This is a genomic window from Arthrobacter sp. SPT-J7 (genome assembly GCF_059089965.1).
This window is the reverse complement of the sequence record NZ_JBNHFF010000003.1, coordinates 223,829-248,243: the sequence shown is the minus strand read 5'-3', so window position 1 is coordinate 248,243 and position 24,415 is coordinate 223,829. Positions and strand designations below refer to the sequence as shown.

Annotated in this window: 21 protein-coding genes; 15 read left to right on the top strand and 6 right to left on the bottom strand. The window is 66.4% G+C overall.

The genetic code is table 11. The features are described from left to right. Position 1 precedes the first annotated feature (1 nt). From AC5RWX_RS06560 to AC5RWX_RS06545, 4 genes are all read left to right on the top strand, one after another. On the top strand, positions 2–583 hold the full coding sequence (locus AC5RWX_RS06560) for an HIT family protein (RefSeq protein WP_493940731.1): 582 nt from the start codon (positions 2–4) through the stop codon (positions 581–583). Between the two features lie 7 nt (positions 584–590). Continuing rightward, positions 591–1,202: a phosphatidylinositol phosphate synthase gene (pgsA, locus tag AC5RWX_RS06555; protein ID WP_493943196.1), complete on the top strand. Its 612-nt coding sequence runs from the start codon at positions 591–593 to the stop codon at positions 1,200–1,202. Positions 1,203–1,367: 165 nt separating this feature from the next. Beyond that, positions 1,368–2,282 carry a pyridoxal 5'-phosphate synthase lyase subunit PdxS gene (pdxS, locus tag AC5RWX_RS06550; protein ID WP_493943195.1) on the top strand — a complete coding sequence of 305 codons (915 nt, stop codon included), beginning with the start codon at positions 1,368–1,370 and terminating at the stop codon, positions 2,280–2,282. Positions 2,283–2,500: 218 nt separating this feature from the next. Next, entirely contained in the window at positions 2,501–3,913 is a 1,413-nt protein-coding gene (locus tag AC5RWX_RS06545) for a CapA family protein (protein WP_493943194.1), read from the top strand. A gap of 13 nt (positions 3,914–3,926) precedes the next feature. On the opposite strand, the gene AC5RWX_RS06540 is transcribed toward AC5RWX_RS06545, so the two are convergent. After that, a complete protein-coding gene (locus AC5RWX_RS06540) occupies positions 3,927–4,649 on the bottom strand; it encodes a type 1 glutamine amidotransferase (protein WP_494062204.1) in 723 nt (240 codons plus the stop codon). After that, positions 4,649–5,959: a MurT ligase domain-containing protein gene (locus tag AC5RWX_RS06535; RefSeq protein ID WP_494097069.1), complete on the bottom strand. Its 1,311-nt coding sequence runs from the start codon at positions 5,957–5,959 to the stop codon at positions 4,649–4,651. The genes AC5RWX_RS06540 and AC5RWX_RS06535 overlap by 1 nt, the downstream gene beginning before the upstream one ends. Positions 5,960–6,136: 177 nt before the next feature. Here AC5RWX_RS06535 and pdxT point away from each other — a divergent pair, with 177 nt between their 5' ends. The 9 genes from pdxT (at position 6,137) to AC5RWX_RS06490 (ending at position 16,000) form a co-directional block, all read left to right on the top strand. Next, positions 6,137–6,802: a pyridoxal 5'-phosphate synthase glutaminase subunit PdxT gene (gene pdxT / locus AC5RWX_RS06530; RefSeq protein ID WP_493957675.1), complete on the top strand. Its 666-nt coding sequence runs from the start codon at positions 6,137–6,139 to the stop codon at positions 6,800–6,802. 2 nt (positions 6,803–6,804) lie between these two features. Continuing rightward, positions 6,805–7,560 carry a YebC/PmpR family DNA-binding transcriptional regulator gene (locus tag AC5RWX_RS06525; RefSeq protein ID WP_494097068.1) on the top strand — a complete coding sequence of 252 codons (756 nt, stop codon included), beginning with the start codon at positions 6,805–6,807 and terminating at the stop codon, positions 7,558–7,560. A 26-nt stretch (positions 7,561–7,586) separates the two neighbouring features. Then, positions 7,587–8,147, top strand: a complete 561-nt coding sequence (gene ruvC, locus AC5RWX_RS06520; RefSeq protein ID WP_493942088.1) for a crossover junction endodeoxyribonuclease RuvC — start codon at positions 7,587–7,589, stop codon at positions 8,145–8,147. Positions 8,148–8,308: 161 nt separating this feature from the next. Further along, positions 8,309–8,944, top strand: coding sequence for a Holliday junction branch migration protein RuvA (gene ruvA, locus AC5RWX_RS06515; protein ID WP_493943189.1), 636 nt, complete (start codon positions 8,309–8,311; stop codon positions 8,942–8,944). Between the two features lies 1 nt (position 8,945). Further along, entirely contained in the window at positions 8,946–10,031 is a 1,086-nt protein-coding gene (gene ruvB, locus AC5RWX_RS06510; protein ID WP_493942086.1) for a Holliday junction branch migration DNA helicase RuvB, read from the top strand. Between the two features lie 140 nt (positions 10,032–10,171). Beyond that, positions 10,172–10,618 (top strand): preprotein translocase subunit YajC, encoded by a 447-nt coding sequence (yajC, locus tag AC5RWX_RS06505; RefSeq protein WP_493942085.1) that lies wholly within the window; start codon positions 10,172–10,174, stop codon positions 10,616–10,618. 112 nt (positions 10,619–10,730) lie between these two features. Beyond that, positions 10,731–12,458 carry a protein translocase subunit SecD gene (gene secD, locus AC5RWX_RS06500; protein ID WP_493943187.1) on the top strand — a complete coding sequence of 576 codons (1,728 nt, stop codon included), beginning with the start codon at positions 10,731–10,733 and terminating at the stop codon, positions 12,456–12,458. After that, complete coding sequence (secF, locus tag AC5RWX_RS06495; RefSeq protein WP_493942533.1) at positions 12,458–13,450, top strand: protein translocase subunit SecF; 993 nt, start codon at positions 12,458–12,460, stop codon at positions 13,448–13,450. Before secD ends, secF begins: the two co-directional genes overlap by 1 nt. Positions 13,451–13,717: 267 nt before the next feature. After that, positions 13,718–16,000 carry a RelA/SpoT family protein gene (locus tag AC5RWX_RS06490; protein WP_493943186.1) on the top strand — a complete coding sequence of 761 codons (2,283 nt, stop codon included), beginning with the start codon at positions 13,718–13,720 and terminating at the stop codon, positions 15,998–16,000. Between the two features lie 183 nt (positions 16,001–16,183). On the opposite strand, the gene AC5RWX_RS06485 is transcribed toward AC5RWX_RS06490, so the two are convergent. From AC5RWX_RS06485 to AC5RWX_RS06475, 3 genes are all read right to left on the bottom strand, one after another. Next, positions 16,184–16,801 (bottom strand): type IV toxin-antitoxin system AbiEi family antitoxin, encoded by a 618-nt coding sequence (locus AC5RWX_RS06485; protein WP_493957672.1) that lies wholly within the window; start codon positions 16,799–16,801, stop codon positions 16,184–16,186. Between the two features lie 97 nt (positions 16,802–16,898). Continuing rightward, positions 16,899–18,617, bottom strand: a complete 1,719-nt coding sequence (locus tag AC5RWX_RS06480; RefSeq protein ID WP_494097067.1) for a DUF349 domain-containing protein — start codon at positions 18,615–18,617, stop codon at positions 16,899–16,901. Between the two features lie 64 nt (positions 18,618–18,681). After that, entirely contained in the window at positions 18,682–19,473 is a 792-nt protein-coding gene (locus AC5RWX_RS06475; protein ID WP_493943183.1) for a peptidylprolyl isomerase, read from the bottom strand. 195 nt (positions 19,474–19,668) lie between these two features. Between AC5RWX_RS06475 and hisS the strand changes: the two genes are divergently transcribed. Beyond that, positions 19,669–21,018 carry a histidine--tRNA ligase gene (hisS, locus tag AC5RWX_RS06470; RefSeq protein ID WP_493943182.1) on the top strand — a complete coding sequence of 450 codons (1,350 nt, stop codon included), beginning with the start codon at positions 19,669–19,671 and terminating at the stop codon, positions 21,016–21,018. Between the two features lie 107 nt (positions 21,019–21,125). Here hisS and AC5RWX_RS06465 read toward each other — a convergent pair whose 3' ends face one another. Further along, entirely contained in the window at positions 21,126–22,376 is a 1,251-nt protein-coding gene (locus AC5RWX_RS06465) for an APC family permease (protein WP_493943181.1), read from the bottom strand. Between the two features lie 208 nt (positions 22,377–22,584). Between AC5RWX_RS06465 and aspS the strand changes: the two genes are divergently transcribed. After that, a complete protein-coding gene (gene aspS, locus AC5RWX_RS06460; RefSeq protein ID WP_493943180.1) occupies positions 22,585–24,411 on the top strand; it encodes an aspartate--tRNA ligase in 1,827 nt (608 codons plus the stop codon). Positions 24,412–24,415: the final 4 nt, after the last annotated feature.

Here is a 24,415-nt window from a genome sequence, read left to right as displayed (position 1 = left end):
GATGGCAGGGACGACCAGGGAAGCAATGATGGGCCGGGCGGATGATGAGGCAACGGACAGTTTCGAGCTGCCCGGCGTCCCGGATGCCTTCCAGCGGCTCTGGACGCCGCACCGGATGGCCTACGTCAAAGGCGGCCAGGGGCAGTTCAAGAACAAGGACGAGTGTCCGTTCTGCGTGGCGCCCGCCCGGCCGGACGAGGAATCGCTGATCGTCCACCGCGGCGAGACCGCTTACGTGGTGCTGAACCTGTTTCCGTACAATCCAGGCCACTTGCTGGTCTGCCCGTACCGCCATGTCCCCGACTACACGGACATCACCCCGGCGGAGACCGCGGAGTTCGCCGAGCTGACCCAGACGGCGATGCGCGTGCTGCGGAAGGTGGCGAACCCCAGCGGCTTCAACCTGGGCATGAACCAGGGGGAAGCCGGCGGGGCGGGCGTCGCGGCGCACCTGCACCAGCACGTGGTGCCGCGGTGGGGCGGTGACGGGAATTTCTTCCCGATCATCGCGCAGACCAAAGCCATCACCCAGACCCTGGACGAGGTCCGCAAGCAGGTAGCCGACGCCTGGCCTGCACGGTAACGCGGCGATGCTGAACAAGTACGCGCGCGGATTCTTCGGCAAGCTCTTCACCCCGCTGGCCCGCGTCCTGATCCGGATGGGCGTCTCACCCGACGCCGTCACGATCATCGGGACGCTCGGGGTCTGCGCCGGGGCGCTGGTGTTCTACCCGCTGGGGGAGCTGTTCTGGGGCACGGTATTTATCACCGCGTTCGTTTTTTCCGACATGGTGGACGGCCTGATGGCCCGCATGCTGGAGCGCAGCAGCCGCTGGGGCAGCTTCCTGGACTCCACCCTTGACCGGCTGGCCGACGGCGCGGTGTTCGCCGGTGTGGCCATTTGGTTCTTTACCGGGGGAGAGAACCCGGCGATTGCGGTCTCTGCGCTCGTGTGCCTGTTGCTGGGCTCCCTGGTCTCCTACGCCCGGGCCAAGGCCGAGTCGCTCGGCTGCACCGCCGCCGTCGGCTTTGCCGAACGATCCGAGCGCCTGGTGGCCGTCCTGGTATTCACCGGCCTGACCGGGCTGGGCCTGCCGGAAGTGGTTCTGCTGGTGGTCCTGGTGCTGCTGGCCGCTGCCAGCCTGTTAACCGTGATCCAGCGGATCATGACTGTCTACCGACAGACCCGGCTGACCGCCTGATCGGCTGACCACTCGATCTACCGGAGGACGCAGGAAGGCGGTACGAGGACGGGAGGCGAGCGGCCGCCGTCGGGCGTTGACGAAGGTTACGTCACCGGTGAGCCGGTTCACTGCCCCGGACGTATGATGAGATGTACGCTTTCGACCGACTCCTAGGGGCTTTTAGTGTCCAGCAGTGAAGCAACCTCAACCCAAGCCCCCGTGACCGGCAGCAGCCGGGTAAAGCGGGGCATGGCCGAGATGTTGAAGGGCGGCGTCATCATGGACGTCGTAACGCCCGAACAGGCCCGCATCGCCGAAGACGCCGGTGCCGTGGCCGTGATGGCCCTTGAACGGGTTCCGGCGGACATCCGCGCGCAGGGCGGCGTGTCCCGGATGAGCGATCCGGATATGGTGGACGGCATCATCGAAGCCGTCTCCATCCCGGTCATGGCCAAGGCCCGCATCGGCCACTTCGTCGAGGCGCAGGTGCTGCAGTCGCTCGGTGTGGACTACATCGACGAGTCCGAGGTGTTGACCCCGGCCGACTACACCAACCACATCGACAAGTGGAACTTCACCGTTCCCTTCGTCTGCGGTGCCACCAACCTGGGCGAGGCGCTGCGCCGGATCAACGAAGGCGCCGCGATGATCCGTTCCAAGGGCGAAGCCGGCACCGGCGACGTCTCCAACGCCACCGGCCACATGCGGCAGATCCGCGCCGAGATCAAGCGCCTGTCCGCAATGCCCGAAGACGAGCTCTACGTGGCAGCCAAGGAACTGCAGGCCCCGTACGAACTGGTCAAGGAAATCGCCCAGACCGGCAAGTTGCCGGTGGTGCTGTTCACCGCTGGCGGCATCGCCACTCCGGCCGACGCCGCGATGATGATGCAGCTGGGCGCCGACGGCGTGTTCGTTGGCTCCGGCATCTTCAAATCTGGCAACCCTGCCGAGCGCGCCGCCGCGATCGTCAAGGCCACCACTTTCCACGACGATCCGGATGTCATTGCCAAGGTCTCCCGCGGCCTGGGCGAAGCAATGGTCGGCATCAACGTGGACGAAATCCCGCAGCCGCACCGCCTCGCAGAGCGCGGCTGGTAAGAACCAACGACCGCGAACGCCCGGTCCCGCACGAAGGTGCGGTACCGGGCGTTTGTCGTGGCCGCCCGGAAACCGCGAACACGAGCGGCGACGGTTTTTAGCCCAAGAACGATTCCGTCGCCGGTTGAAGAAGTCGCGAGCTGACCCTCTATGCGCCGCAGCTTGGCGCGCCGCCGTGTCGGCCTGGTCCGGGCCAGACGCCGCAATACACTGGCGGCATGACCGGACGGGAGGCACAGGGGAGCGGCCTGAACCCGCAGCCCACGTTGCCGCTGGCCAGGAGGGCGGGTGCCAGGAAGGCCGCCACCCTGGCGGTGGCGGTGCTGCTCCTTGCCGGCTGTACCAGCGGGTTGGACGGCGGAGGCCCGGGGGAGAGCGGCGCTTCGGGAACCGAAACCACAGCGGAGCATACCGAACCGGGCGCGCAGAAGACCGGCGCAGAGCGGACCGGACCAGACGGGAGCGGCACAGAGGGAACCGGCGCAGAGGGGAGCGCCGCTGCAGGGGAGGCACCGCCGTCGTCCTCCACAACGGACCCCGCCCCGGAGGTGACAGCCGGCGCAGGTCCGCAGTGTCCGGCAAGACGCTGCGCCACGGTGGCGATGACCGGCGATCTGCTGCTGCATGAAGCGCTCTGGGCGCAGGCGGCCGCAGATGCCCGGCGGACCGGCAACGGGAGCCTGGATTTCGAACCCATCCTGGCCGCGCAGCAGCAATACCTGGACACCGCCGACCTTGCGATCTGTCAGTTGGAAACGGCGCTGGCAGGCGAAGACGGCCCATATTCCGGCTACCCGGCGTTCAATGCTCCGCCGCAGATCCTCGATGCGGTCACCGCCGTGGGTTACGACGCTTGCACGACCGCCAGCAACCACAGCTTCGACCACGGCACCGCCGGGCTGGAACGGACCCTGGCCGCGCTAGACGCCCGCGGCCTGGAGCACACCGGGTCCTACCGCAGCGAAGCCGAGTCCGGAGAGGCGCTGATCCTGGCCACGCCGGCCGCGCGTATCGCCGTCATCACCGGCGCGTTCTCGCTGAACGGACTGGTGCCGGACGCACCCTGGCAGGTGGACATGCTCGATCCGCAGGCCATGATCGCCAAGGCCAAACAGGCGCGGGCTGACGGGGCGGACATTGTGTTGGGCGCCATCCATGCCGGCGACGAATACACGGACTATGCCAACCCGCAGCAGCAGCGGACTGCCCATGCCTTGGCTGACAGTGGCGAGTTCTCGCTGATTTACGGTCACCACAGCCACTCGGTCCAGCCGATGGAACGCTACAACGGCACCTGGATTGTCTACGGGCTGGGCAACGCCATCGCGGCCCATGCAACGCCCAACATCCGCAACACCGAGGGCCTGATGGTCCGCGCGCAGTTTGCCCAGCACGACGACGGCGGCGCCTGGAAAGTGGCGCGGCTTGACTGGCTGCCTGCCACCTTTGCCGGCCCCGAGCACCGCTGGTGTCCCGTGTCGGCCGAGGCGTTGGCCGCAGCGGCGGAATCAGGGAACTGGTGCGTCTCCGAAGAAGCAGATGCGGCCAGCCGGGAACGGACCAAGGCGACCGTGGAGTCGATGGGCGCCGCCGCGGACGCCGCCCGCGAGTGGCTGCTGGGCGACGAGTAAGGACCCGGGCAGCTCAGCGGGGCCGGGCAGCCGCGTCGGTCCTGGCGGCTGCCTCGTGCGGGATGTTCAGCGGCACATCGTTGAAGCTTCCATAGCGCCGCTCGGCCGCGTGCCGGATCAAATAATCCGCCACCGCAGGGTTCTTGGGCAGCAGGGACCCATGCAGGTAGGTGGCGATGACGTTGCGGTAGCGGGCGCCTTCGGTGCCGTCCGTGCCGTTGTTGCCCTCGCCCTTGGTGACCCGGCCGAACGGCTGGACCCCGGCGCCGAGCGTGGTCAGGCCGCTATGGTTCTCATACCCGATGACGGTGCCGAACTCGTCGCTTTCCAGCACGGTATTGCCGATCAACCGGGTGGGACCGCCGATGGTTTCGGCGTCCAGCAGTCCGATGCCGGTGATGACTTCGCCGGTGTGGGTGGTGAACCGGTGGCCGAACAACTGGTAGAGGCCGCACACGGCGAGCATGGGCAGGCCGTCGTCGGCCAGCTCGCGCAACCTGCCGCCCTGGGCAAGCAGGTCGGCCTGGATTTTGTTCTGGCCCGAGTCCTGCCCGCCGCCGCCCACCACCAAATCCACCTGCTCAGGGAAGGTGTCTCCGGGGTTGTACTCATGCAGCCGCACGTCGTAGCTACGCAGGGCCAGCCGCTTGCGGAGAACCAGGACGTTGCCCCAGTCGCCGTAGATGTTCATGTCCCGCGGGTACAGCTGGAGCAGGTCGATCACGGGTGCGTCCATCAGGAGACCACTTCCACTTCGGTCAGTTTGCCCAGCTCGCGGCGCAGCGCCAGCATGGCGGTGTAGGTGCAGTAGATGCGCTTGGGCGTATCAGGGGCGTCGGCGATGAACCGGTGCAGCGAAGCGTTCAGGTCCGTATCGACGCGGCCTACCGGCACGTCCTCGTAGAACAGTCGCAACCCCATGTCCTGGGCGCGGACACCGCTCACCTCGGCCACGCCGGTTTCGCGCAGCGAATCGAAGTCCACGTCCCAGAGCCAGGACATGTCCCGGCCATCGGCGTAGTTGTCATTGATCGCAATCATGGTCCGCGATCCCGCCGCCGGGAACGACTTGAGCGCGAGCCGGAAGCCGGCTGGGTTCTTGACCAGCACCAGATCCAGCGGCTGTCCGTTGACGGTGAGCGATTCGCCGCGTCCGAACGCCGGGGTGACGTTTTCCAGCGAGGCCAGCAGCGCCGGTTCGTCTACGCCGGGACCGAGCACGGTGCGCGCCAGCACCAGCGCCGCGGCGGCGTTGAACACGTTATAGACGCCGGTCAGCTTCAGCTCCACCTCGATTTCGCGTCCGTCCGCTTGGAACGTGGCGGCGGAACCTTCGCAGGCGGCCAGCACGACGTCGGCGTGCGGCCCCTGCGGCTGGCCCCCGACAGTTCCGGCGGGGGTGGCGCCGGGAACCTCGGCGGCCACGGCGTTGCGCATCTCATCGTCGTGCGGGAACATGTGGCGCAACTGCTGGGCCAGGCCAAAGTATTCGACCCGGGGTGCCGTCACCGCGTTGGCCAAGGCCAGGATGCGCGGGTCCTCACGGTTGAGCACCACAGCGTCGGTGGTGGCGGCGGCGATCTGCCGGAGGAATCCCGCGGTCGTCTCAATCTCGCCGAAGCGGTCCAACTGGTCACGCATGACGTTGAGCAGCAGGCTGTAGCGCGGCTGAACCAGTTTGACGAAGTGCACGGCGTGGGCTTCGTCCAGTTCCAGCACCGCAATGTCCGCGTCCAGCCGGCCGCGGGCGTCCGAATCGCCCAACACGGAAGCCACTACTCCGCGGGTGAAGTTGCTGCCGGTGCGGTTGGTGAACACTTTGAGGCCCTGGCCCTGCAGCAGCTCCACCACCATCTTGGTGGTGGTGGTCTTGCCGTTCGTCCCGCTGATCACGACGACGCCGCGCGGCAGTTTGCCGAGCGTGCGGGGCAGGAACTGCGGATCGATTTTCTCGGCCACGAGGCCCGGCAGCGCAGAGCCGCCGCCGCGGAGCCTGGCTACCGCCTTCACGGCCTTTCCGGCAACGGTCGCAAGGAGGTGTCGCATGAGTAGAGACTATACAAGCCGCCGGCACCGGCGCGGTGACGGATCCCGCGGGACAGTGGCCTGCCCCACAGCCGCGGCCTGGACGCTCGTAGCGCGGCTTAACACCGCAGGACCGGATGGTATTAGTGTTTTTCTGTACGGCCGCCGCACGCGCGGCCCGATCCGAGGAATCTCACCGTGGTCACGATTGGTGTGCTTGCCCTGCAGGGCGATGTCCGCGAACACATATCCGCCCTGGAACACAGCGGCGCCGCAGCAATGCCGGTGCGGCGGCCAGACGAACTGGATGCCGTGGACGGCCTGGTCATCCCCGGCGGGGAATCGACAACGATCGACAAACTCACGCGGATCTTCGAACTAGCCGATCCGTTGAAGAAGCGGATCGCGGCCGGCATGCCGGTCTACGGTTCCTGCGCCGGAATGATCATGCTGGCCCAGGAGCTCACGGACCCCGCCACCAATCTCAAGGGCGAGCCGCAGCAGACGCTGGGCGGCCTGGACATCACGGTGCGGCGGAACGCCTTCGGCCGGCAGCGAGAGTCGTTCGAAACGGATCTGGACTTCCACGGTCTGGAGTTCAGTGCCCCGTCCCCGGACCAGCCTCCCGCACCCGTGCACGCCGTCTTCATTCGCGCGCCATGGGTGGAACGGGTGGGCGAGGGGGTGGAAGTCCTGGCCACGGTGGAACCTTCAGAAGCGTCCCACACGGGGACTTTGCACGGGACAGCTAGAATTGTGGCAGTGCGTTCGCGGCATTTGCTGGCGACTTCTTTCCACCCGGAAGTGACGGGGGAGCGCCGGATCCACGAACTATTCATCCGCATCGTCAGAGGAGAAGCGTAGGAATGGCCGGACACTCCAAGTGGGCCACGACCAAGCACAAGAAGGCAGTCATTGATGCCCGCCGTGCCAAGTCGTTCGCCAAACTGATCAAGAACATTGAAGTGGCGGCCCGCAACGGCGGCGCCGACGTGGCGGGCAACCCGGCTCTGGAACTGGCCGTGCAGAAGGCCAAGAAGACCTCGGTGCCCAACGACAACATCGACCGCGCCATCAAGCGCGGCGCCGGCCTGACCGGCGAAACCATCGACTACACCGAAATCATCTACGAAGCCCGCGGACCGCAGGGCTCGGCCGTGCTGATTGAGTGCCTGACGGACAACAAGAACCGCGCAGCCTCTGAGGTGCGCCTGGCCATTACCCGCAACGGCGGCACCGTGGCAGACCCGGGCTCGGTCTCCTACATGTTCGCCCGGAAGGGCGTGGTGTCGTTGCCCAAGAACGGGCTCACCGAGGACGATCTGCTGATGGCCGTGCTGGATGCCGGCGCGGAGGAAGTCAAGGATCAAGGCGAGAACTTCGAGGTCCACTCCGATCCCACCGACCTGCGGACCGTGGTGGCTGGGCTGGAAGAGTCGGGCATCGAGTACGAAACGGATGAAATCGAGTTCGTCTCCTCGATGGCCGTGGAGCTCGACGCCGACGCCGCGCGGAAGTTCTTGAAGCTGGTGGACGCCCTGGAGGACCTGGACGACGTGCAGAACGTCTACTCCAATGCCGATATCAGCCAGGATGTTCTCGCTGAACTCGAGAACGACTGACGCCGGTCGGACGGCCGGGAGCAGCCTTGCGCGTACTGGGCGTGGACCCCGGCCTGACCCGGTGCGGCCTGGGCGTCGTCGACGTCGAGCCGAACCGCCGCTCCACCCTGGTGGAAGTGGGCGTGGTGGGGACCACTCCGGACATGCCGCTGGAACTGCGCCTGCTGAAGATCGCCGAGACCATCGACGAGTGGCTTGATGCGCATGCCCCGGACGTCCTCGCCGTCGAACGCGTCTTCAGCCAGACGAATGTCAGCACCGTGATGGGGACGGCGCAGGCGTCCGGTGTGGTGATGACTGCCGCAGCGCGGCGGGGGATCGTCGTCGCGTTGCACACTCCCACCGAGGTGAAGGCCGCGGTGACCGGCAACGGGCAGGCGGACAAAGCGGCGGTGACCAAGATGGTGACCCGGATTCTCCGGCTGGACACGCCGCCGCGTCCGGCCGACGCCGCGGATGCCCTGGCGTTGGCGATCACCCATGCGTGGCGCGGCGGCGCAACCAAGCCGACGGCTGGCGGCGGCATGACCGCCGCCCAAAAGCTCTGGGCGGAAGCCGAAGCGAAGGCCAAGCGCAACCGCCGTTGAGCTGCCGGGCGTGCGGCCGGGGGACTGGTGCCCTCGGTGTGGCGGTTGCCGGCAATGTCCGCGGCGCCCCGTAAGCTATTCGTAGATACGTTCGGACAATCCGTCCCGCGCTTCGGCCCGGGAGGAGGACCGCAGCCATTGCCGGGATTGGGAGTTGGACCATGATTAGCTCGTTGCGCGGCGTCGTCGCCCATGTGGGGTTGAATTCGGCCGTGATCGACGTTAACGGCTTCGGCATGCTGGTCCAGGCCACGCCGCAGACCCTCGGCACGCTGTTCGTCGGACGCGAAGCCCAGTTGGCCACCACCATGATCGTGCGCGAAGACTCCATGACTCTGTACGGGTTCGAGGACGCGGCGCAGCGGGAAGTGTTCGAAACCCTGATCTCGGTCAGCGGCGTCGGCCCGAGGCTGGGCCTGGCGGCACTGTCGGTGCATTCTCCCGAGGCCCTTCGCATTGCCGCCGCAGACGGCGACAATAAAGCCTTCAGCAAGGTGCCCGGCATCGGGCCGAAGCTCGCCGGCAGGATCGTGCTGGAACTGGCAGGCAAGCTAGTACCCACCGGCGAGGTGGCTCCGCAGCAGGCGAGCGGTTGGAAAGCGCAGGTGCAGCAGGCGCTCTCGGGTCTGGGCTGGTCGGACAAGGACGCTGCGGCGGCCGTGGACACCACCGCCGACGAACATCCGGAGGCAGCGGCCGCCGGCCACGTGGGCGATCTGCTGCGGCTGACCTTGCGGCGGCTGGGCCAGGACGGTGCCCGGACCGGCTCGGGCCGGCGCACCGCGGGAGTGAAGTAGCGTGGCCGAGGACGCCGGGGAGGGGCGGCTGGTCTCCACTGGGTCGGAGGCCGAAGAACGAGCCATCGAATCGGCGCTGCGGCCAAAGAACCTGGATGACTTCGTGGGCCAGGCGCGCGTCCGGCAGCAGTTGTCGCTGGTGCTTGAAGCCTCCCGGATCCGCGAGCGAACGGCCGACCACGTGCTGTTGTCCGGTCCGCCCGGGCTGGGTAAGACCACGCTGGCCATGATCATCGCCGCAGAAATGAACGCGCCGCTGCGCATCAGTTCCGGACCGGCAATCCAGCACGCGGGCGACTTGGCGGCAATCCTGTCCTCGTTGACTGAAGGGGAAATCCTCTTCCTCGATGAGATCCACCGGATGTCCCGTCCGGCGGAGGAAATGCTGTACATGGCGATGGAAGACTTCCGGGTGGACATCGTGGTGGGCAAGGGTGCCGGCGCCACGGCCATCCCGCTTGATCTGCCGCCGTTCACGCTGGTGGGGGCCACCACCCGGGCCGGTTTGCTCCCGGGACCGCTGCGCGACCGCTTCGGGTTCACCGGGCATTTGGAGTTCTACGCCGTCGAAGAGTTGGAACTGGTGCTTCGCCGCTCGGCGATGCTGCTGGACCTGAAGGTGAGTTCCGCAGGGTTCGCCGAGATCGCCGGCCGCTCCCGCGGCACCCCCCGGATCGCCAACCGTTTGCTCCGTCGGGTCCGGGACTGGGCCTTGGTGCACAAGATTGACGAAATCGACTCGCGGGCCGCAGCGGCCGCACTGGACATGTACGAGGTCGACGAGCGCGGTCTGGACCGGCTGGACCGCTCGGTGCTGACCGCGCTGATCACCAAGTTCGGCGGCGGGCCGGTGGGACTGTCCACGCTGGCCATTGCTGTGGGTGAGGAAACGGAGACGGTGGAGACCGTGGCCGAACCGTACCTGGTCCGGGAAGGGCTGCTCGGCCGGACGCCGCGCGGGCGGATTGCCACTGCAGCCGCCTGGCAGCACCTGGGGCTGGCGGTGCCGGACCACCTGGCCGCCGGGCAGACCGGGGACCTGCTCGCGGAACTGCTGGAGCCGGACACGGATTTCGCCGACAACTGAAGTGACCGTGTAAGCGCCGTCACCGCGTAGAATGGTAGGAACGTGCGGAGTGCGCCGTTCCGTGAGGAACCTGGCAGGCTGCGTACACGGTCCGGAATCTCCTGCCGGTCCGCCCCAGACTTCTAGGACGGAATCTTCCTGTGTTCGTAAATCTCCTCGCTGCTACCAATACCCAGCAGCAGTCCGGCGGTGGCATCGATGTGATGACCATCGGGCTGTTCGCCGTGTTCGCGCTGCTGATCTTCTTCATGTTCCGCAAGCAGAAGAAGGTCCAGGCCCAGATGCGCGAAAAGACCGAACGGCTCAAGGAACAGATGGTGCCTGGCACCGAGGTCATGACGCAGTTCGGTCTCTTCGGCACGGTCGTGTCCGTCGACGCCGACAACAACAAGGTGGTCCTGGAACTGTCTCCCGGCAACACCGCCACGGTGCACACGCAGGCAGTGAACGAAGTCGTGACGCCGGAGACCCCCGAGGTGCCGGACGATGCCTCCTCGCTGACCACGGAGCAGGCGGACCGGCCGGAAGAAACCGCCGAGGAGACCCTGAAGCGCCTCAACGAACAGCAGAACAAAGACACCAAGTAGGCCAGCGACGGCTTAGCCGCATCGGCATGCAGTGGCGGGGCATGCCCCGCCACTTCGCCGTGTACCGGCCGGTTTCGCCGGCCACCTGAGCCCGATAAGAGAAAGATCTTCCATGGCACGATCCGGTTCCACCAGCATTGCACGGCGGACACTTATTTGGCTCGGTGTGCTGCTTGCCGCCGGTACCGTCATCCTCGGCAGCGGTGTCTTCACCAACCAGGCGAGCTGGGCGCCGAAGCTCGCGCTCGACCTTGAGGGCGGCACCCAGATGATCCTGGCCCCGAAGGTCCAGGGCGCCGGGGGTGAGATCACCGGCGATCAACTGAACCAGGCCGTGGAAATCATTCGCCAGCGCGTCGATGGCTCGGGCGTGGCGGAAGCGGAGATCACCACGCAGTCCGGGCGCAATGTGGTGGTCAGCCTGCCTGGCATTCCGGACCAGCGCACCCGGGAACTGATCCAGGCGTCGGCCGACATGGAATTCCGCCCCGTCCTGACCTCTGCGACGGGTGCAGCTGTTCCTGAAGCAGAACGGACACCGGCGAAGGATATTCCGAAACCGACGGCCAAGCCGGAGAACGCCAGCGACCCGAATTGGATCACGCCCAAGCTTTACCAGGAATTTGAGGCGCTCGACTGCCTTAGCCCGGCCGCCGCGGAAAAGGAGGCCCAGCCTGCAGACCCGGCCAAGCCCGTAGTTGCCTGTGAACCGGATACCGGAATGAAGTACATTTTGGGTCCGGTGGAAGTACCTGGCACCGACATCGCCGGCTCCAGCTTCGGCCAAACCCGCGGCCAGCAGGGACAGACGCTGAACCAATGGGCAGTCAACATCGAGTTTAATAGCGAAGGCACCCGGACCTTCAAGGATGTCACCGAGCGGCTGTTCGGACTCTCCGGCGCCCGGAACCAGTTCGCTATTGTGCTGGACGGAAAGGTGATTTCCGCACCGCAGACCAACGCCGTCATCCCGGATGGCAAACCGCAGATCACCGGCAACTTCACCGAAGAATCGGCGCGCGGCCTTTCCGAACAGCTGAAGTACGGCGCGCTGCCGATCAGCTTCGAGATCCAGAGTGAGCAGCAGATTTCCGCCACGCTTGGCGCCGACCAGCTGCGGATGGGCCTGATCGCCGGCGTCATCGGCCTGGTCCTGGTCGCTGGCTATTCACTCTTCCAATACCGGGCGCTTGGCTTCGTCACGATCGCCTCACTGGTAGTGGCGGGTCTCATCACCTATCTGGCGATTGCGATATTGGGCTGGACCGAGAACTACCGCCTTTCACTGGCCGGCGTGGCCGGCCTGATCGTGGCAATCGGCCAGACAGCCGACTCGTTCATCGTCTACTTCGAACGTATCCGCGATGAGTTACGCGAGGGCCGGGGCCTGGTGTCCGCGGTGGACAACGGCTGGAAGCGTGCGCGGCAGACCGTGTTGGCCTCTAAGGCAGTGAACCTGCTGGCCGCCGTCGTGCTGTACTTCGTGGCAGTGGGCAACGTGCGAGGTTTTGCCTTCACGCTGGGCCTGACCGCGGTGGCCGACCTTCTGGTGGTCTTCCTGTTCACCCACCCGACCATGGTGCTGCTGGCCAAGACCAAATTCTTCGGCGAGGGTCACCGGTTCTCCGGCCTCGATCCGCGGTTGCTGGGCGCGGTTCCGCTGTACCGGGGTGCTGGGCGTATTCGCCAGCCGGACGAACGCAAAGTGCCGGTCCGTGCCAAGAACACCGCGGCGGCCGCCGAAGCGGGCCGCCGCCAGACCATTGCCGAACGCCGCGCGGCCGAGAGGCAGCAGGCGACCAGCGGTGCAGGCCGCGGCGCCAACAAGGAGAGCAACTAATGGCCAATTTTGCTAAGTGGGGTAACGACCTCTACACCGGCAAGCGCTCCTATGACTTTGTCGGCAAGTACAAGATCTGGTTTGGCATCGCTGTCGTCGCGATACTCCTGTCCATCGTGGTGCCGTTCGTCAAGGGCGGCTTCAACCTGGGCATCGACTTCCGCGGCGGTTCCGAGTTCACCGTTTCCAACGTTCAGAACACCGACGCCGGGCCCGGCGAGGCTGCCGTGGCCAAAGTAGCCTCGGAGGCTGACCCCCGGGTGACCAACATCGCGCCGGGCACCATGCGGATTCAGACCGAACGGCTGAACGACGACCAGACTCTTCAATTGCGCGATGAACTGGTTGGCGCTTACGGCGTCCAAGCCAACGAAGTGACCTCCTCGTACGTCGGTCCCACCTGGGGCGCAGACGTGACCCGGCAGGCGCTCTGGGGCCTGGTGGTGTTCGTTGTGCTGGCGGCCTTCATGATGGCGCTGTACTTCCGGACCTGGAAGATGTCGGTCTCAGCGCTCAGCGGGCTGGTGGTGGTGCTGGTCGTGACTGCCGGCATCTACTCGCTCAGCGATTTTGAGGTAACGCCCTCGGCGATTATCGGCTTCCTGACCATTCTGGGCTACTCGCTGTACGACACCGTGGTGGTCTTCGACAAGATCCGTGAGAACACCAAGGACCTGGACACGTCCACCAGGAGGACATTCGCGGAAGAGGTCAATCTCGCCGTGAACCAGACCCTGGTCCGGTCGATCAACACCTCGGTCGTGGCCGTCCTGCCCGTGGCCGCCATCCTGTTCATCGGCGCGTTCGTGTTGGGCGCCGGAACGCTGAAGGACCTGTCGCTGGCTCTGTTCATCGGCATCATCATCGGCGCCGCCACCACCATCTTCATCGCGGCACCGATGTACGCACGGATCCGGGCAAAGGAACCCGCGCTGGTCAAGCAGGCCCAGCGGGTGGAAGAACGACGCCGGAACGAAGCCGTCACCGTCTGACGCGGCTCGCGGTACCCGTCGCTGCCTGACGCGGCTCCTGGTGCCGTCACTGCCTGACGCGGCTCCGGATGCCGGGGCCCAGCAGCGGGCATAGACTGGACCTTGCGGGAACTCCATTGAGTTGGTGCTTCAACCGACGGCCGAAATAACCGGCGCCGGCGGGAGCTCTAGGACAAGTCGGAAAGGTGGGCAGGATTGGCCGAGAACCTCAGGTCGACTGAGCAAGCCAGTGATAGCGGCGCAAAGCCGGATCCTGGCTCCTCTGTGATGCCTGCGGCCAAGGATGCTTCGGCCACTGCACCGGTCCGCCATGCCTTCCCAGGCCGCCGGGAACGCACCATGTCCCGGCTGGCCCGGTTGGCCGGCAGGGGAGGTTCCGGCTATTCGCCCATCCTCGAGCCGTTGTTGCGCACCGTGCGGGCGAACAACCCCCGCGAGGACTTCGACCTGATCCAGCGGGCCTTCGTGGTGGCCGAGCGCAGCCACCGCGGCCAGAAGCGCAAGAGCGGCGATCCTTACATCACGCACCCGGTGGCGGTGGCCACCATCTTGGCCGAACTGGGCATGACCGGTACGACTCTGGCTGCAGCGCTGCTCCACGACACGGTCGAGGATACGGAGTACACCCTCGAGAATCTGAAGAGGGAGTTCGGGCCCGAAGTCGCCATGCTGGTCGACGGTGTCACCAAGCTGGACAAGGTGCAGTTTGGTGACGCGGCGCAGTCTGAGACTGTGCGCAAGATGGTTGTGGCAATGGCCAAGGACATCCGCGTCCTGGTGATCAAACTGGCCGACCGGCTGCACAATGCCCGTACCTGGCGTTTCGTGTCCCCGGAGTCTTCGGCCAAGAAGGCCCGCGAGACCTTGGAGATTTTTGCGCCGCTGGCCCACCGGCTGGGCATGAACACCATCAAGTGGGAGTTGGAAGATCTTTCGTTCGCAGCCCTGCATCCCAAGGTGTACGAGGAAATCGTGCGGATGGTGGGGGAGCGCACCCCCGAACGCGAGAAGTACCTGACCACGCTGCGCACCAAGATCGGCGACGATCTGCGCGCGGTGAAGATCAAGGCTACGATCACCGGCCGGCCGAAGCACTACTACTCCATCTATCAGAAGATGATTGTGCGGGGTAAGGACTTCGACGACATCCACGACCTGATGGGCATCCGCGTGCTGGTGGACACCGTCCGGGACTGCTATGCAGCGCTGGGCGCCCTGCATTCGCGGTGGAACCCGCTGCCCGGCCGGTTCAAAGACTACATCGCCATGCCCAAGTTCAATATGTACCAGTCGCTGCACACCACGGTGATCGGCCCGGGCGGCAAGCCGGTAGAAATCCAGATCCGGACCCACGAGATGCACCGTCGCGCCGAGTACGGTGTTGCGGCGCACTGGAAGTACAAGGACATCGCCCGCGGCGGCACAGCCGACGGCGGAGATATGGGTTGGCTGCGGAGCCTGATCGACTGGCAGCAGGAAACCAGTGATCCGGCCGAGTTCCTGGACTCCCTCCGGTTTGAAATCAACGCCAAGGAAGTGTTCGTTTTCACGCCCAAGGGCGAGGTGATGGCGCTGCCGGCCGGATCGACGCCGGTGGACTTCGCCTACGCGGTGCACACCGAGGTGGGCCACCGCACCATCGGCGCCCGCGTCAACGGCAAACTGGTACCGCTCAACAGCGAGCTCAATCACGGCGACTGGGTGGAGATTTTCACCTCCAAGGCGGAGGGCGCCGGGCCGAGCCAGGACTGGCAGGGCTTCGTCAAGAGCCCGCGGGCCCGGAACAAGATCCGGCAGTGGTTCACCAAGGAACGCCGCGAAGAGGCGATCGAAAAGGGCAAGGAACATCTCACCCGCGCCATGCGGAAGCAGAACCTGCCGCTGCAGAAGATGATGACGCACGACGCGTTGATGTCGGTGGCGCAGGAGCTCCACCACGCCGACGTATCCGCGCTGTACGCCGCGGTGGGTGACGGCCATACCTCCGCGCAGAACGTCATCGAGCACCTTGTTGGCCTGCTCGGCGGACAGGAGGCTGTCGAGGAATCCGAACCGGCCATCTCGACTGGGGTCAAGCGGCCGAAGCATCCGGACTCCGGCGTCACTGTTGTAGGCGTGGGCGATGTCTGGGTCAAGCTGGCGCGGTGTTGTACTCCGGTTCCACCGGATCCGATCGTCGGGTTCGTTACTCGAGGTTCGGGTGTCTCGGTGCACCGTTCCGACTGCCGCAACGTGGCCGAGCTGCGGGAAAGCCCAGACCGGATCGTCAACGTCGCGTGGGCGCCCACCCAGTCCAGCGTGTTCCTGGTGGAGATCCAGGTGGAGGCGTTGGACCGTAAGAGCCTGCTGTCCGACGTGACCCGCGTGCTGGCCGAGAACCATGTCAACATCCTGTCCGCGACCGTGCACACTTCAAGCGACCGGCTGGCAATATCGCGGTTCTCTTTCGAGATGGGCGACCCGAAGTACCTGAGCCACGTACTCAGCGCTGTCCGGCGCATCGACGGCGTGTACGACGTCTACCGCACCTCGGGCTCCCAGCGCCGCTGATCCATTCCGGACAGCAGTTGCGCGCAGTCCGCGCAGGGGAACCAGCCCGCGCAGGGCAGGACGATTCGGAAGCGGCTGCGGAGGCTGTGCGACGGGGACATTACGGCTGGCGGCTCCGCGCCCCTCGCTGGGTGGGATGTTCGGGCTACGGCTCCGCGCCCATCGCCGGGAGGGACGCTCGGGCTACGGCTCCGTGCCCATCGCAGCGTCGATTCGCTCCAGCGCCCGGGCTTTCCCCGGCAATCTAGGTCTGGCCTCGATTGCCTGCCGGATAACGTCCAAATGGCAGCCGAGTCCCTTGGCCCGGGCCAGCGCGCTCAAGACGCTGACCGCATCCTGTTCCGGAGCGTGCAATGCCACATCAAGAGCGGTCCTCAACGGAGTGCTGACCGGGACGCCGCCGATTGTCACAGTATCCAAGGGGCCCAGCGTCACTTCATGGATCAGGGCCATCCGATAGCGGCCCTGCGAGGTTGCCCGGTGCCGGTGATCCAGCAGGACCGAGAGCTTCTGGGGTTCCGGGGCACAGCCGTAGACCCAGGCCGCCGTCAGCCTCCCCAGCACCACCTTCCGGCGGACCTGCTCGGGCAGGCTGAAGAACGCGGCGGCCGCGCGGTGCCGGGGCGTGATCTGATCCCAGGGCAGCGCAAACCCCGTACCGTAGACGTTGACCAACAGGCCATCGAGCCGCATGCACTCGAGTTCGCTGCGACTGAACGGGTGCCCGGGTCGCAGGACCGCCGGCGACGCCTGCGAACCCCATGCGGCTGCCGTCGAGGCTTGGGGAGGGTGAAGGGCCATGTCAGCCAGCATGCCAAACGGCCCCATGCAGCCGAAGGGGCCGGGATCGCTTTGTGGAAAGCGTTCCCGGCCCCTCCGGTTGTGTAGGGCTTAGCTGCTAGGAGAAGTCCTGTGCAGAGCGCTTAAGGGTGTCCAGCCATTGGCGGCGCGCCTCCAGCGCCTCGCGGGCCGCGCTGATCCGTCGCTGGTCTCCGGCCCGTTCGGCCTGTGCCAAATCGTCCTCAAGCCCGGCAATGGCGGACTCGAGTTGGGATAGGGCACTGTTGGTGCGGGCTTTGGTTTCCGGGTTCGTCCGGCGCCAGTGGTCGTCCTCGGCAGACTTGACGGCATCCTCAACCTTGCGCAGGCCGGCGTCGATTCGCTGCATGTCGCCGCGGGGAACCTTCCCGGCTTCCTCCCAACGATCGCGGATCGACTGCAGGGACTTCTTAGCCGCGGCCAGATCGGTCACCGGCAGCAGGGCCTGCGCCTCGGCTAACAGCGCTTCCTTGACCGCCAGGTTTGCGGAGAACTCCTGATCGATCGCCTCATTGGCGGACTGACGCGCAGCGAAGAATTTGTCCTGGGCTGCACGGAACCTGGTCCACAGGGCGTCGTCATCCTTGCGGCTGGCGCGCTTGGAAGCCTTCCACTCGTCCATCAGCTTGCGGTACTCGGCGGCGGTGTGGCCCCAGTCAGTCGAGCTGGAAAGCTCTTCAGCACGCGCAATCAAGGCTTCCTTGGCAGCCTTGGCCGCGGCATTCTCGCTGTCGAGCTGGCTAAAGAAGGCGCGGCGGTGCCGGTCGAAGACCGTGCGGGCGGAGCGGAACCGCTTCCACAATGCGTCTTCAGTGCTGCGCCCCAGCCGGACGCCGTTCTTCTGGGCGGACTTCCAAGCGTCGAAGAGCTCGTTCATACGTGCGCTGCTGGTTTTCCACTGCACCGACGACGGTTCCTTGCCGGCAATCTCCTCGGCCTCGGCGACGATGGCCTCCCGGGCAGCCAGTTCAGCGGCCCGCTGGGCCTCCTGCCCGGCCTTCTCGGCCTTCTGCAGGTCGCTGATGGCAGTGCCCAGTGCCTCCAGCCGGGCCTCCAGTGCGGGGATGTCGCCCACCATGTGGCGCTCCGCTGTCTGCGCCTTGAGGTGATTCAGCGTCTTGTGCATATCGGTGGACGGAGCCTTGGCTTCCACGCGCTGTTCCAGCAGAGCGGCCTGGGCTGCAACGTCGTCGTACTTGCGAACAAAGTAGGCCAGTGCCTCGTCTTTGCTCGTGTCGGGATACTGCCCGACCGGGTGTTCCTGGCCGTCGATCAGCAGGAACACATGGCCGTCGTCGGTTACCCGGGCCCACTTGGACGCCTCGGACAACGGTGTGGAAGCGACCGCGGGAGCCGGGATGACTTGCTGTGCCGTAGTAGCGCCGGCGCTCTTTCCGGGCATGGCAGCCGGTGACGGCTTCGGTCCGGGCATGGGCTTCGGAGTCGGCTTGGCGGCCGGGCTCGGCGCTGCGGGGGAGGCTTCGGCAGCAGCCGGTGCCTGCTCTGCCGGAGCCTGCTCGGTCTGCTCAACCGGCGCTTGTTCAGCCGGCGCCTGCTCGGCCTCAGCGGGAGCTTGCTCGGTCTGCTCAACAGGTGCCTGGTCAGCCTCAGCCGGCGCCTCTTCAGCCAGTGCCTGCTCGGCCTCAGCCGGAGCTTGCTCGGTTAGTTCAACCGGTGCCTGCTCGGCCTCAACCGGAGTCTGCTCAGCCGGAGCCTGCTCAGCAGAATCCGCAGCGGCCACGGCCTGTTCGGTCTCGGTGGTCTGAGCTGTTTCGTCGGATTGTTGACTAGGTGTCACCGCTAGAACTCTTTCGCTTGTGTCCGGGGCCGCCATTGGCTGCGGCACCGTCGTGGTGATGGGCTCACTGGATGGTGAACGATTTTATTGTTACCGGTATTTTAGGCGGGCCGTCCTGGCTAGTGGCATCCTCAACGCCGCCGGCCGCAATCCGCTCGATCACGTCCAGCCCTTCGGTTACCTTACCCATAATCGTGTAGCCGCCGGTATCCTGCGGGATCGTCGAATCTTTCCACGCAATGAAGAATTGTGTCCCGTTGCTGTAGGTGCTCGCGCCGCGGGCGACGGCGATGGTGCCCGCTGGATAGACGCCGTCCTCCGGGGTGTTCTCCACGGGTCCCCACTGGTATTCGGGATCGCCGCTGCCGGCGCCGTCCACCGAACCGCATTGGAGCACGCCCATGCTGGTGGCCGTGGTGAGCCGGTGGCAGGTCTTGCCCTCAAAGAACCCGTCCTTGGCCAAGGTGCTGAAGACCGCCGTCGCCTGGGGAGCGGCCTTTCCATCCAATTCCACGCCGATGTCGCCTTCACTGGTAGCGATGGTGCCGGTGAACACCTTGCCCGCTGCGACCTCGGGCGAGGGAATGTGGGCGGCGTTGGCGGAGGACGACGGCGAGGGCGCGGCTGCGGGGGCCTCAAGGCCTTGACGGACCTGTTCCATTTGGGACGGAGTCGGGTTTGAGCCGAAGACGGTGAGCTGGACCGCCACGGCACCGGCAACCAGGGCTGCGATGGCCGTACCGGCCGCAATGTTGTCCCGTTTGCGCCGCGCCGATTGCTGCCGGCGCAGGTCGCGCTTGGCTTCCATCCGGGCAATACGCCGCCGGGCTTCGCGGTCCGGACTGTTCCGTGCCAATGCTCCTCCTGGTCTACGCTGACTGGGTTTGCCCCCGCCGGCGGGGCCGCGCCGACAGTGCGGTTTGGTTCCGCTGCCGCTGCAGGCCTTAAAATGGTCCAGCAGCCAGTTTAGCGATTCAGTCCTGCTGCGCGGTCGCCGGCTTCACAACGACCGGCCCTTCTTCACCCCTCATGTACTAGGAGATACGTCCGTATGGCACGCAAGGCCTCGCTGTCAGGCTTCCCGGAATGGCTTCCGCAGGAGAGGCTCGTGGAACTTCATGTGCTGGATTCCCTGCGCCGGACCTTTGAGCTGCACGGCTTCTCCTCCATCGAGACGCGCGCCGTCGAAACCGTGGCCCAGCTGCTGCGCAAGGGCGAGATCGACAAAGAGGTCTACGGCCTGCACCGGCTGCAGGCCGACGAAGCCGACGGCAAAGGCGACGACAAACTGGCCCTGCATTTCGATCTCACCGTGCCGTTCGCACGCTATGTGGTGGAGAACGCCGGCCATCTGGCCTTCCCGTTCCGCCGTTACCAGATCCAGAAGGTCTGGCGTGGGGAGCGCCCGCAGGAAGGCCGCGCCCGCGAGTTCACCCAGGCGGACATCGACGTGGTGGGCGACGGCGAGCTGCCGTTCCGCTACGACGTGGAACTGGCGCTGGTAATCGTCGAAGCGCTCAGCGCCCTGCCCATCCCGGACTTCAAACTGCGCGTCAACAACCGCAAGCTCGCCGAGGGTTTCTACCGCGGCATCGGCCTGACCGATACCGCGGGTGTGCTGCGGAGCATCGACAAGCTGGAGAAGATCGGCCCGGAAAAGGTCGCTGCGCTGCTGCAGGAAGAACTCGGGGCCACCGACGAACAGGCGCAGGCTGCGCTGAAGCTGGCCTCCATCCGCACCGAAGACACTTCCTTCGTGGAGCAAGTGCGGGCCCTTGGCGTTCAGCACGAACTGCTGGAGACCGGCCTGACCGAGCTTGAGGAAGTCATCGGCGAGGCGCACCGGCGGGCCCCCGGCAAGGTGATGGCCGACCTGAGCATCGCCCGCGGGCTGGATTACTACACCGGCACCGTCTACGAGACCGTGCTGGTGGGTCACGAACAGCTCGGTTCCATCTGCTCCGGCGGCCGCTATGACGCGCTGGCCACCAAGGGCAACCGCACCTTCCCCGGCGTCGGGCTTTCCATTGGCGTGACGCGGCTGGTGATGCGGATCCTGGGCCAGGAGTTCGCCACCGCGTCGCGGCATGTCCCGACGGCGGTGCTGGTCACCTTGGCGAACGAGGACAGCTGGTCGCAGGCCCAGGACGTGGCCGGTCAGCTGCGCGAACGGGGCATCAGCGTGGAAGTGGCCGCGAAGGCGGACAAATTCGGCAAGCAGATTAAGTACGCCGACCGCCGCGGCATCCCGTTCGTCTGGTTCACCTCGGTCGCCGAGGATGGCAGCCTCAGCCACGAAGTGAAGGACATCCGCTCCGGCGACCAGACCGCTGCCGATCCTGCCAGCTGGGCCCCGCCGGCCGAAGACTTGGTTCCGCAGGTCACCGCCGCGGCCCACTGACTCCGGACGCCTCCGGCATCGGTCACTTCCCGACTCGGCTGCGCCTGGCGGGGCCGCTCCGGCTGGAGCCGCCCCGCCAGGCGGGCAGCTACGGTGCGCTGCCCGCCCTAGGCGCCGGGCCGGCGGCGTGCCGGCGTTAAGGCGGCGCGGGCGATCACGCCGACGGCGAGGACTGCGACCATCAGCACCACCGAGGTTACCGGCAGCGTGAACGCCAGCAGCAGGCAGCCGACCAGCCCGGCCACGTTCAGCAGCTTCGGCGCATGCCACGGTCGCTCGTCCAGAGTCAGCGCCGCGGCATTGGCGATGCTGTAGTAGATCAGAACGCCAAAGCTGGAGAAGCCCACCACGGCCAGCACGTCCTGGGTGAGGAGCAGGAAAATCACGACGACGGCGACCACCACTTCCGCTGCCCACGGAACCTTGAAGCGGGTGCCCACCTTGCCGAAGACCCCGGGCAGGTCGCCCTCCCGGGCCATGGCAAAGGTGGTCCGGCCGACGCCGGCGATCAGCGCCAGCAGTGCGCCCAGGCTGGCGAGGGCCGCGGCCAGGGAAATGGCCGTGGTGCCCACGCCGCCGCCGACTTCCTCCATCACCGAGTGCAGCGGGGCTTCGGTCATCGACAGTAATTCCGGTCCGAGGTAGCGCAGCAGGCCCAGCCCGATCAGCACGTAGAGCACAAAGGTGATCAGCAGGGCGGAGAAGATGGCCAGCGGAATCAGCTTCTTGGGTTCGCGGATCTCTTCGCCCATGGTCGCAATCCTTGCGTAGCCGGCGAACGCGAAGAAGAACAGCCCCGCTGCCTGCAGAACCCCGTACGGGGAGAGCGCGCTATCCGTAGCCGGGGGACCGATGGGATCGGCGTCGAACGCCACCACAACCACGAAGACCAGAACGGCGGCCACGAAAGCCACGATCCAGCGGGTCACCCAGGCGGTCCTGGTGATGCCCAGCAGGTTGACCGAGGTCAGCACCACTACCGCGGCCACGGCGGCGGCGGTGGCGTAGTCGGGGAAAACGTAGATGCCGAAGGTGAGCGCCATGGCCGCGCAAGAGGCGATCTTGCCGGTGACGAAGCTCCAGCCGGCCAGGAAGCCGGGCCATTCGCCCAGCCGCTTGCGGCCGTAAACGTAGGCGCCGCCGCTGGTGGGATAGAGGGCGGCCAGTTGCGCCGTGGCGCTGGCATTGCAGTAAGCCACGAAGCCGGCGATAGCCAGCGCGAGCGGCAGCCACGGGCCGGCGGCAGCGGCCGCGGGGGTGAAGACGACGAAGACGCCCGCGCCGATCATGGAGCCAACGCCCACCGTGGTGGCGTCCACTCCGCCCAGCCGGCGTTCCAGCGATGATTCACTACTCACAGTTGCCACAGCTCCTTGCTGCGGGCCCGCGGGGCCTCCGGCCCGTCGGGCCGCTGGTGCGGTTTGGCCGGAGTCCGGGTCCGGGGCGCCGCGTGATCAACGGTAAACTCGTGTAGGTCTCCACTAACCATAGCCGTACGCCGCCGCCGCACCAGGTAAACAACAGCGGGCGGACAGCTGAGCAATTCGTTCTACCGGAAGGACTGTTGTGCTGCGCACACACGACCTCGGCACCCTCAGGGCCGAGCACATCGGACAAACCGTTACTCTCGCCGGCTGGGTGGCCCGCCGCCGCGACCACGGTGGTGTGGCCTTCCTGGATCTGCGCGATGCCTCCGGCGTGGCCCAGGTGGTGGTCCGCGAAGAGGATGTCTTCCATGCGCTGCGCAACGAATATGTGCTGCAGATCAAAGGCACCGTGGAGAAGCGCCCCGAGGGCAACGAGAACCCTGCCCTTGCCAGCGGCGAGGTAGAAGTCATCGCGGAGGACGTCGTCGTCCTCAATACCGCCGACCCGCTGCCGTTCCAGGTGGACGAGCACGTGGAGGTGGGCGAGGAAGCCCGCCTCAAGCACCGCTACCTGGACCTGCGCCGGCCCGGCCCGTCGAAGGCGCTGCGGCTGCGCTCGGAGGTCAACCGGGTGGCACGCGAACTGCTGCACGACGACGGATTCGTGGAGATTGAAACGCCGACGCTGACCCGGTCGACGCCGGAAGGCGCCCGCGACTTCCTGGTGCCGGCACGCCTGGCCCCCGGCTCCTGGTACGCGCTGCCGCAGTCCCCGCAGTTGTTCAAGCAACTGCTGCAGGTGGGCGGCTTCGAGAAGTACTACCAGATTGCCCGCTGCTACCGCGACGAGGACTTCCGCGCCGACCGCCAGCCGGAATTCACCCAGCTGGACATCGAGGCCAGCTTCGTGGACCAGGATGACATCATCGCGCTGGGCGAGCGGATCGTGCAGGCCCTGTGGCGGCTGATCGGCGTCGAAATCAGCACCCCGATCGCGCGGATGACCTACGCCGAGGCGATGGACAAGTACGGTTCGGACAAGCCCGACCTGCGGTTCGGCCTGGAACTGACCGAGCTGACCGAGTTCTTCAAGGACACCACCTTCCGCGTCTTCCAGGCCCCCTACGTGGGCGCCGTGGTGATGCCCGGCGGCGCCTCGCAGGCCCGCCGCACGCTGGACGCCTGGCAGGAATGGGCCAAGCAGCGCGGCGCCAAGGGCCTTGCCTACGTGCTGGTCCAGGAAGACGGCGAGCTCACCGGCCCGGTGGCCAAGAACCTCACCGACTTCGAACGCGAGAACCTCGCCGGAACCGTCGGCGCCAAGCCCGGTGACTGCATCTTCTTCGCCGCCGGCGACCGCTCCGCCTCCCGCGCACTGCTCGGCGCCGCCCGGGTGGAAATCGGCCACCGCACCGGCTTGATCAACGACGGCGACTGGGCCTTCGTCTGGATCGTGGACGCACCGATGTTCGAGCCGGCCGAAGCGGCCGTGGCGTCCGGCGACGTGGCCGTCGGCTCCGGCAAGTGGACCGCCGTGCACCACGCCTTCACTTCGCCCAAGCCGGAGTTCATGGACACCTTTGACACCGATCCGGAGTCGGCGCTGTCCTACGCCTACGACATTGTCTGCAACGGCAATGAGATCGGCGGCGGCTCCATCCGTATCCACAAGCGCGACATGCAGGAACGCGTGTTCAAGGTGATGGGACTGGACAAAGAGTCGGCCCAGACCAAGTTCGGCTTCCTGCTGGAAGGCTTCAAGTACGGCGCCCCGCCGCACGGCGGCATCGCGTTCGGCTGGGACCGCGTGGTGGCGCTGCTGGCCGGCGAGGACTCGATCCGCGAGGTCATCGCCTTCCCGAAGACCGGCGGCGGCTACGACCCGCTGACCGCCGCTCCGGCCGCGATCACGCCGCAGCAGCGCAAGGAAGCCGGCGTGGACGCCAAGCCACAGCCCAAGGAAGCTGCCAAGGACGCGGCCAAGGATCCGGCCAAGGACGCCACCAAGGAATCCGAGGCCAAGTAGCCCG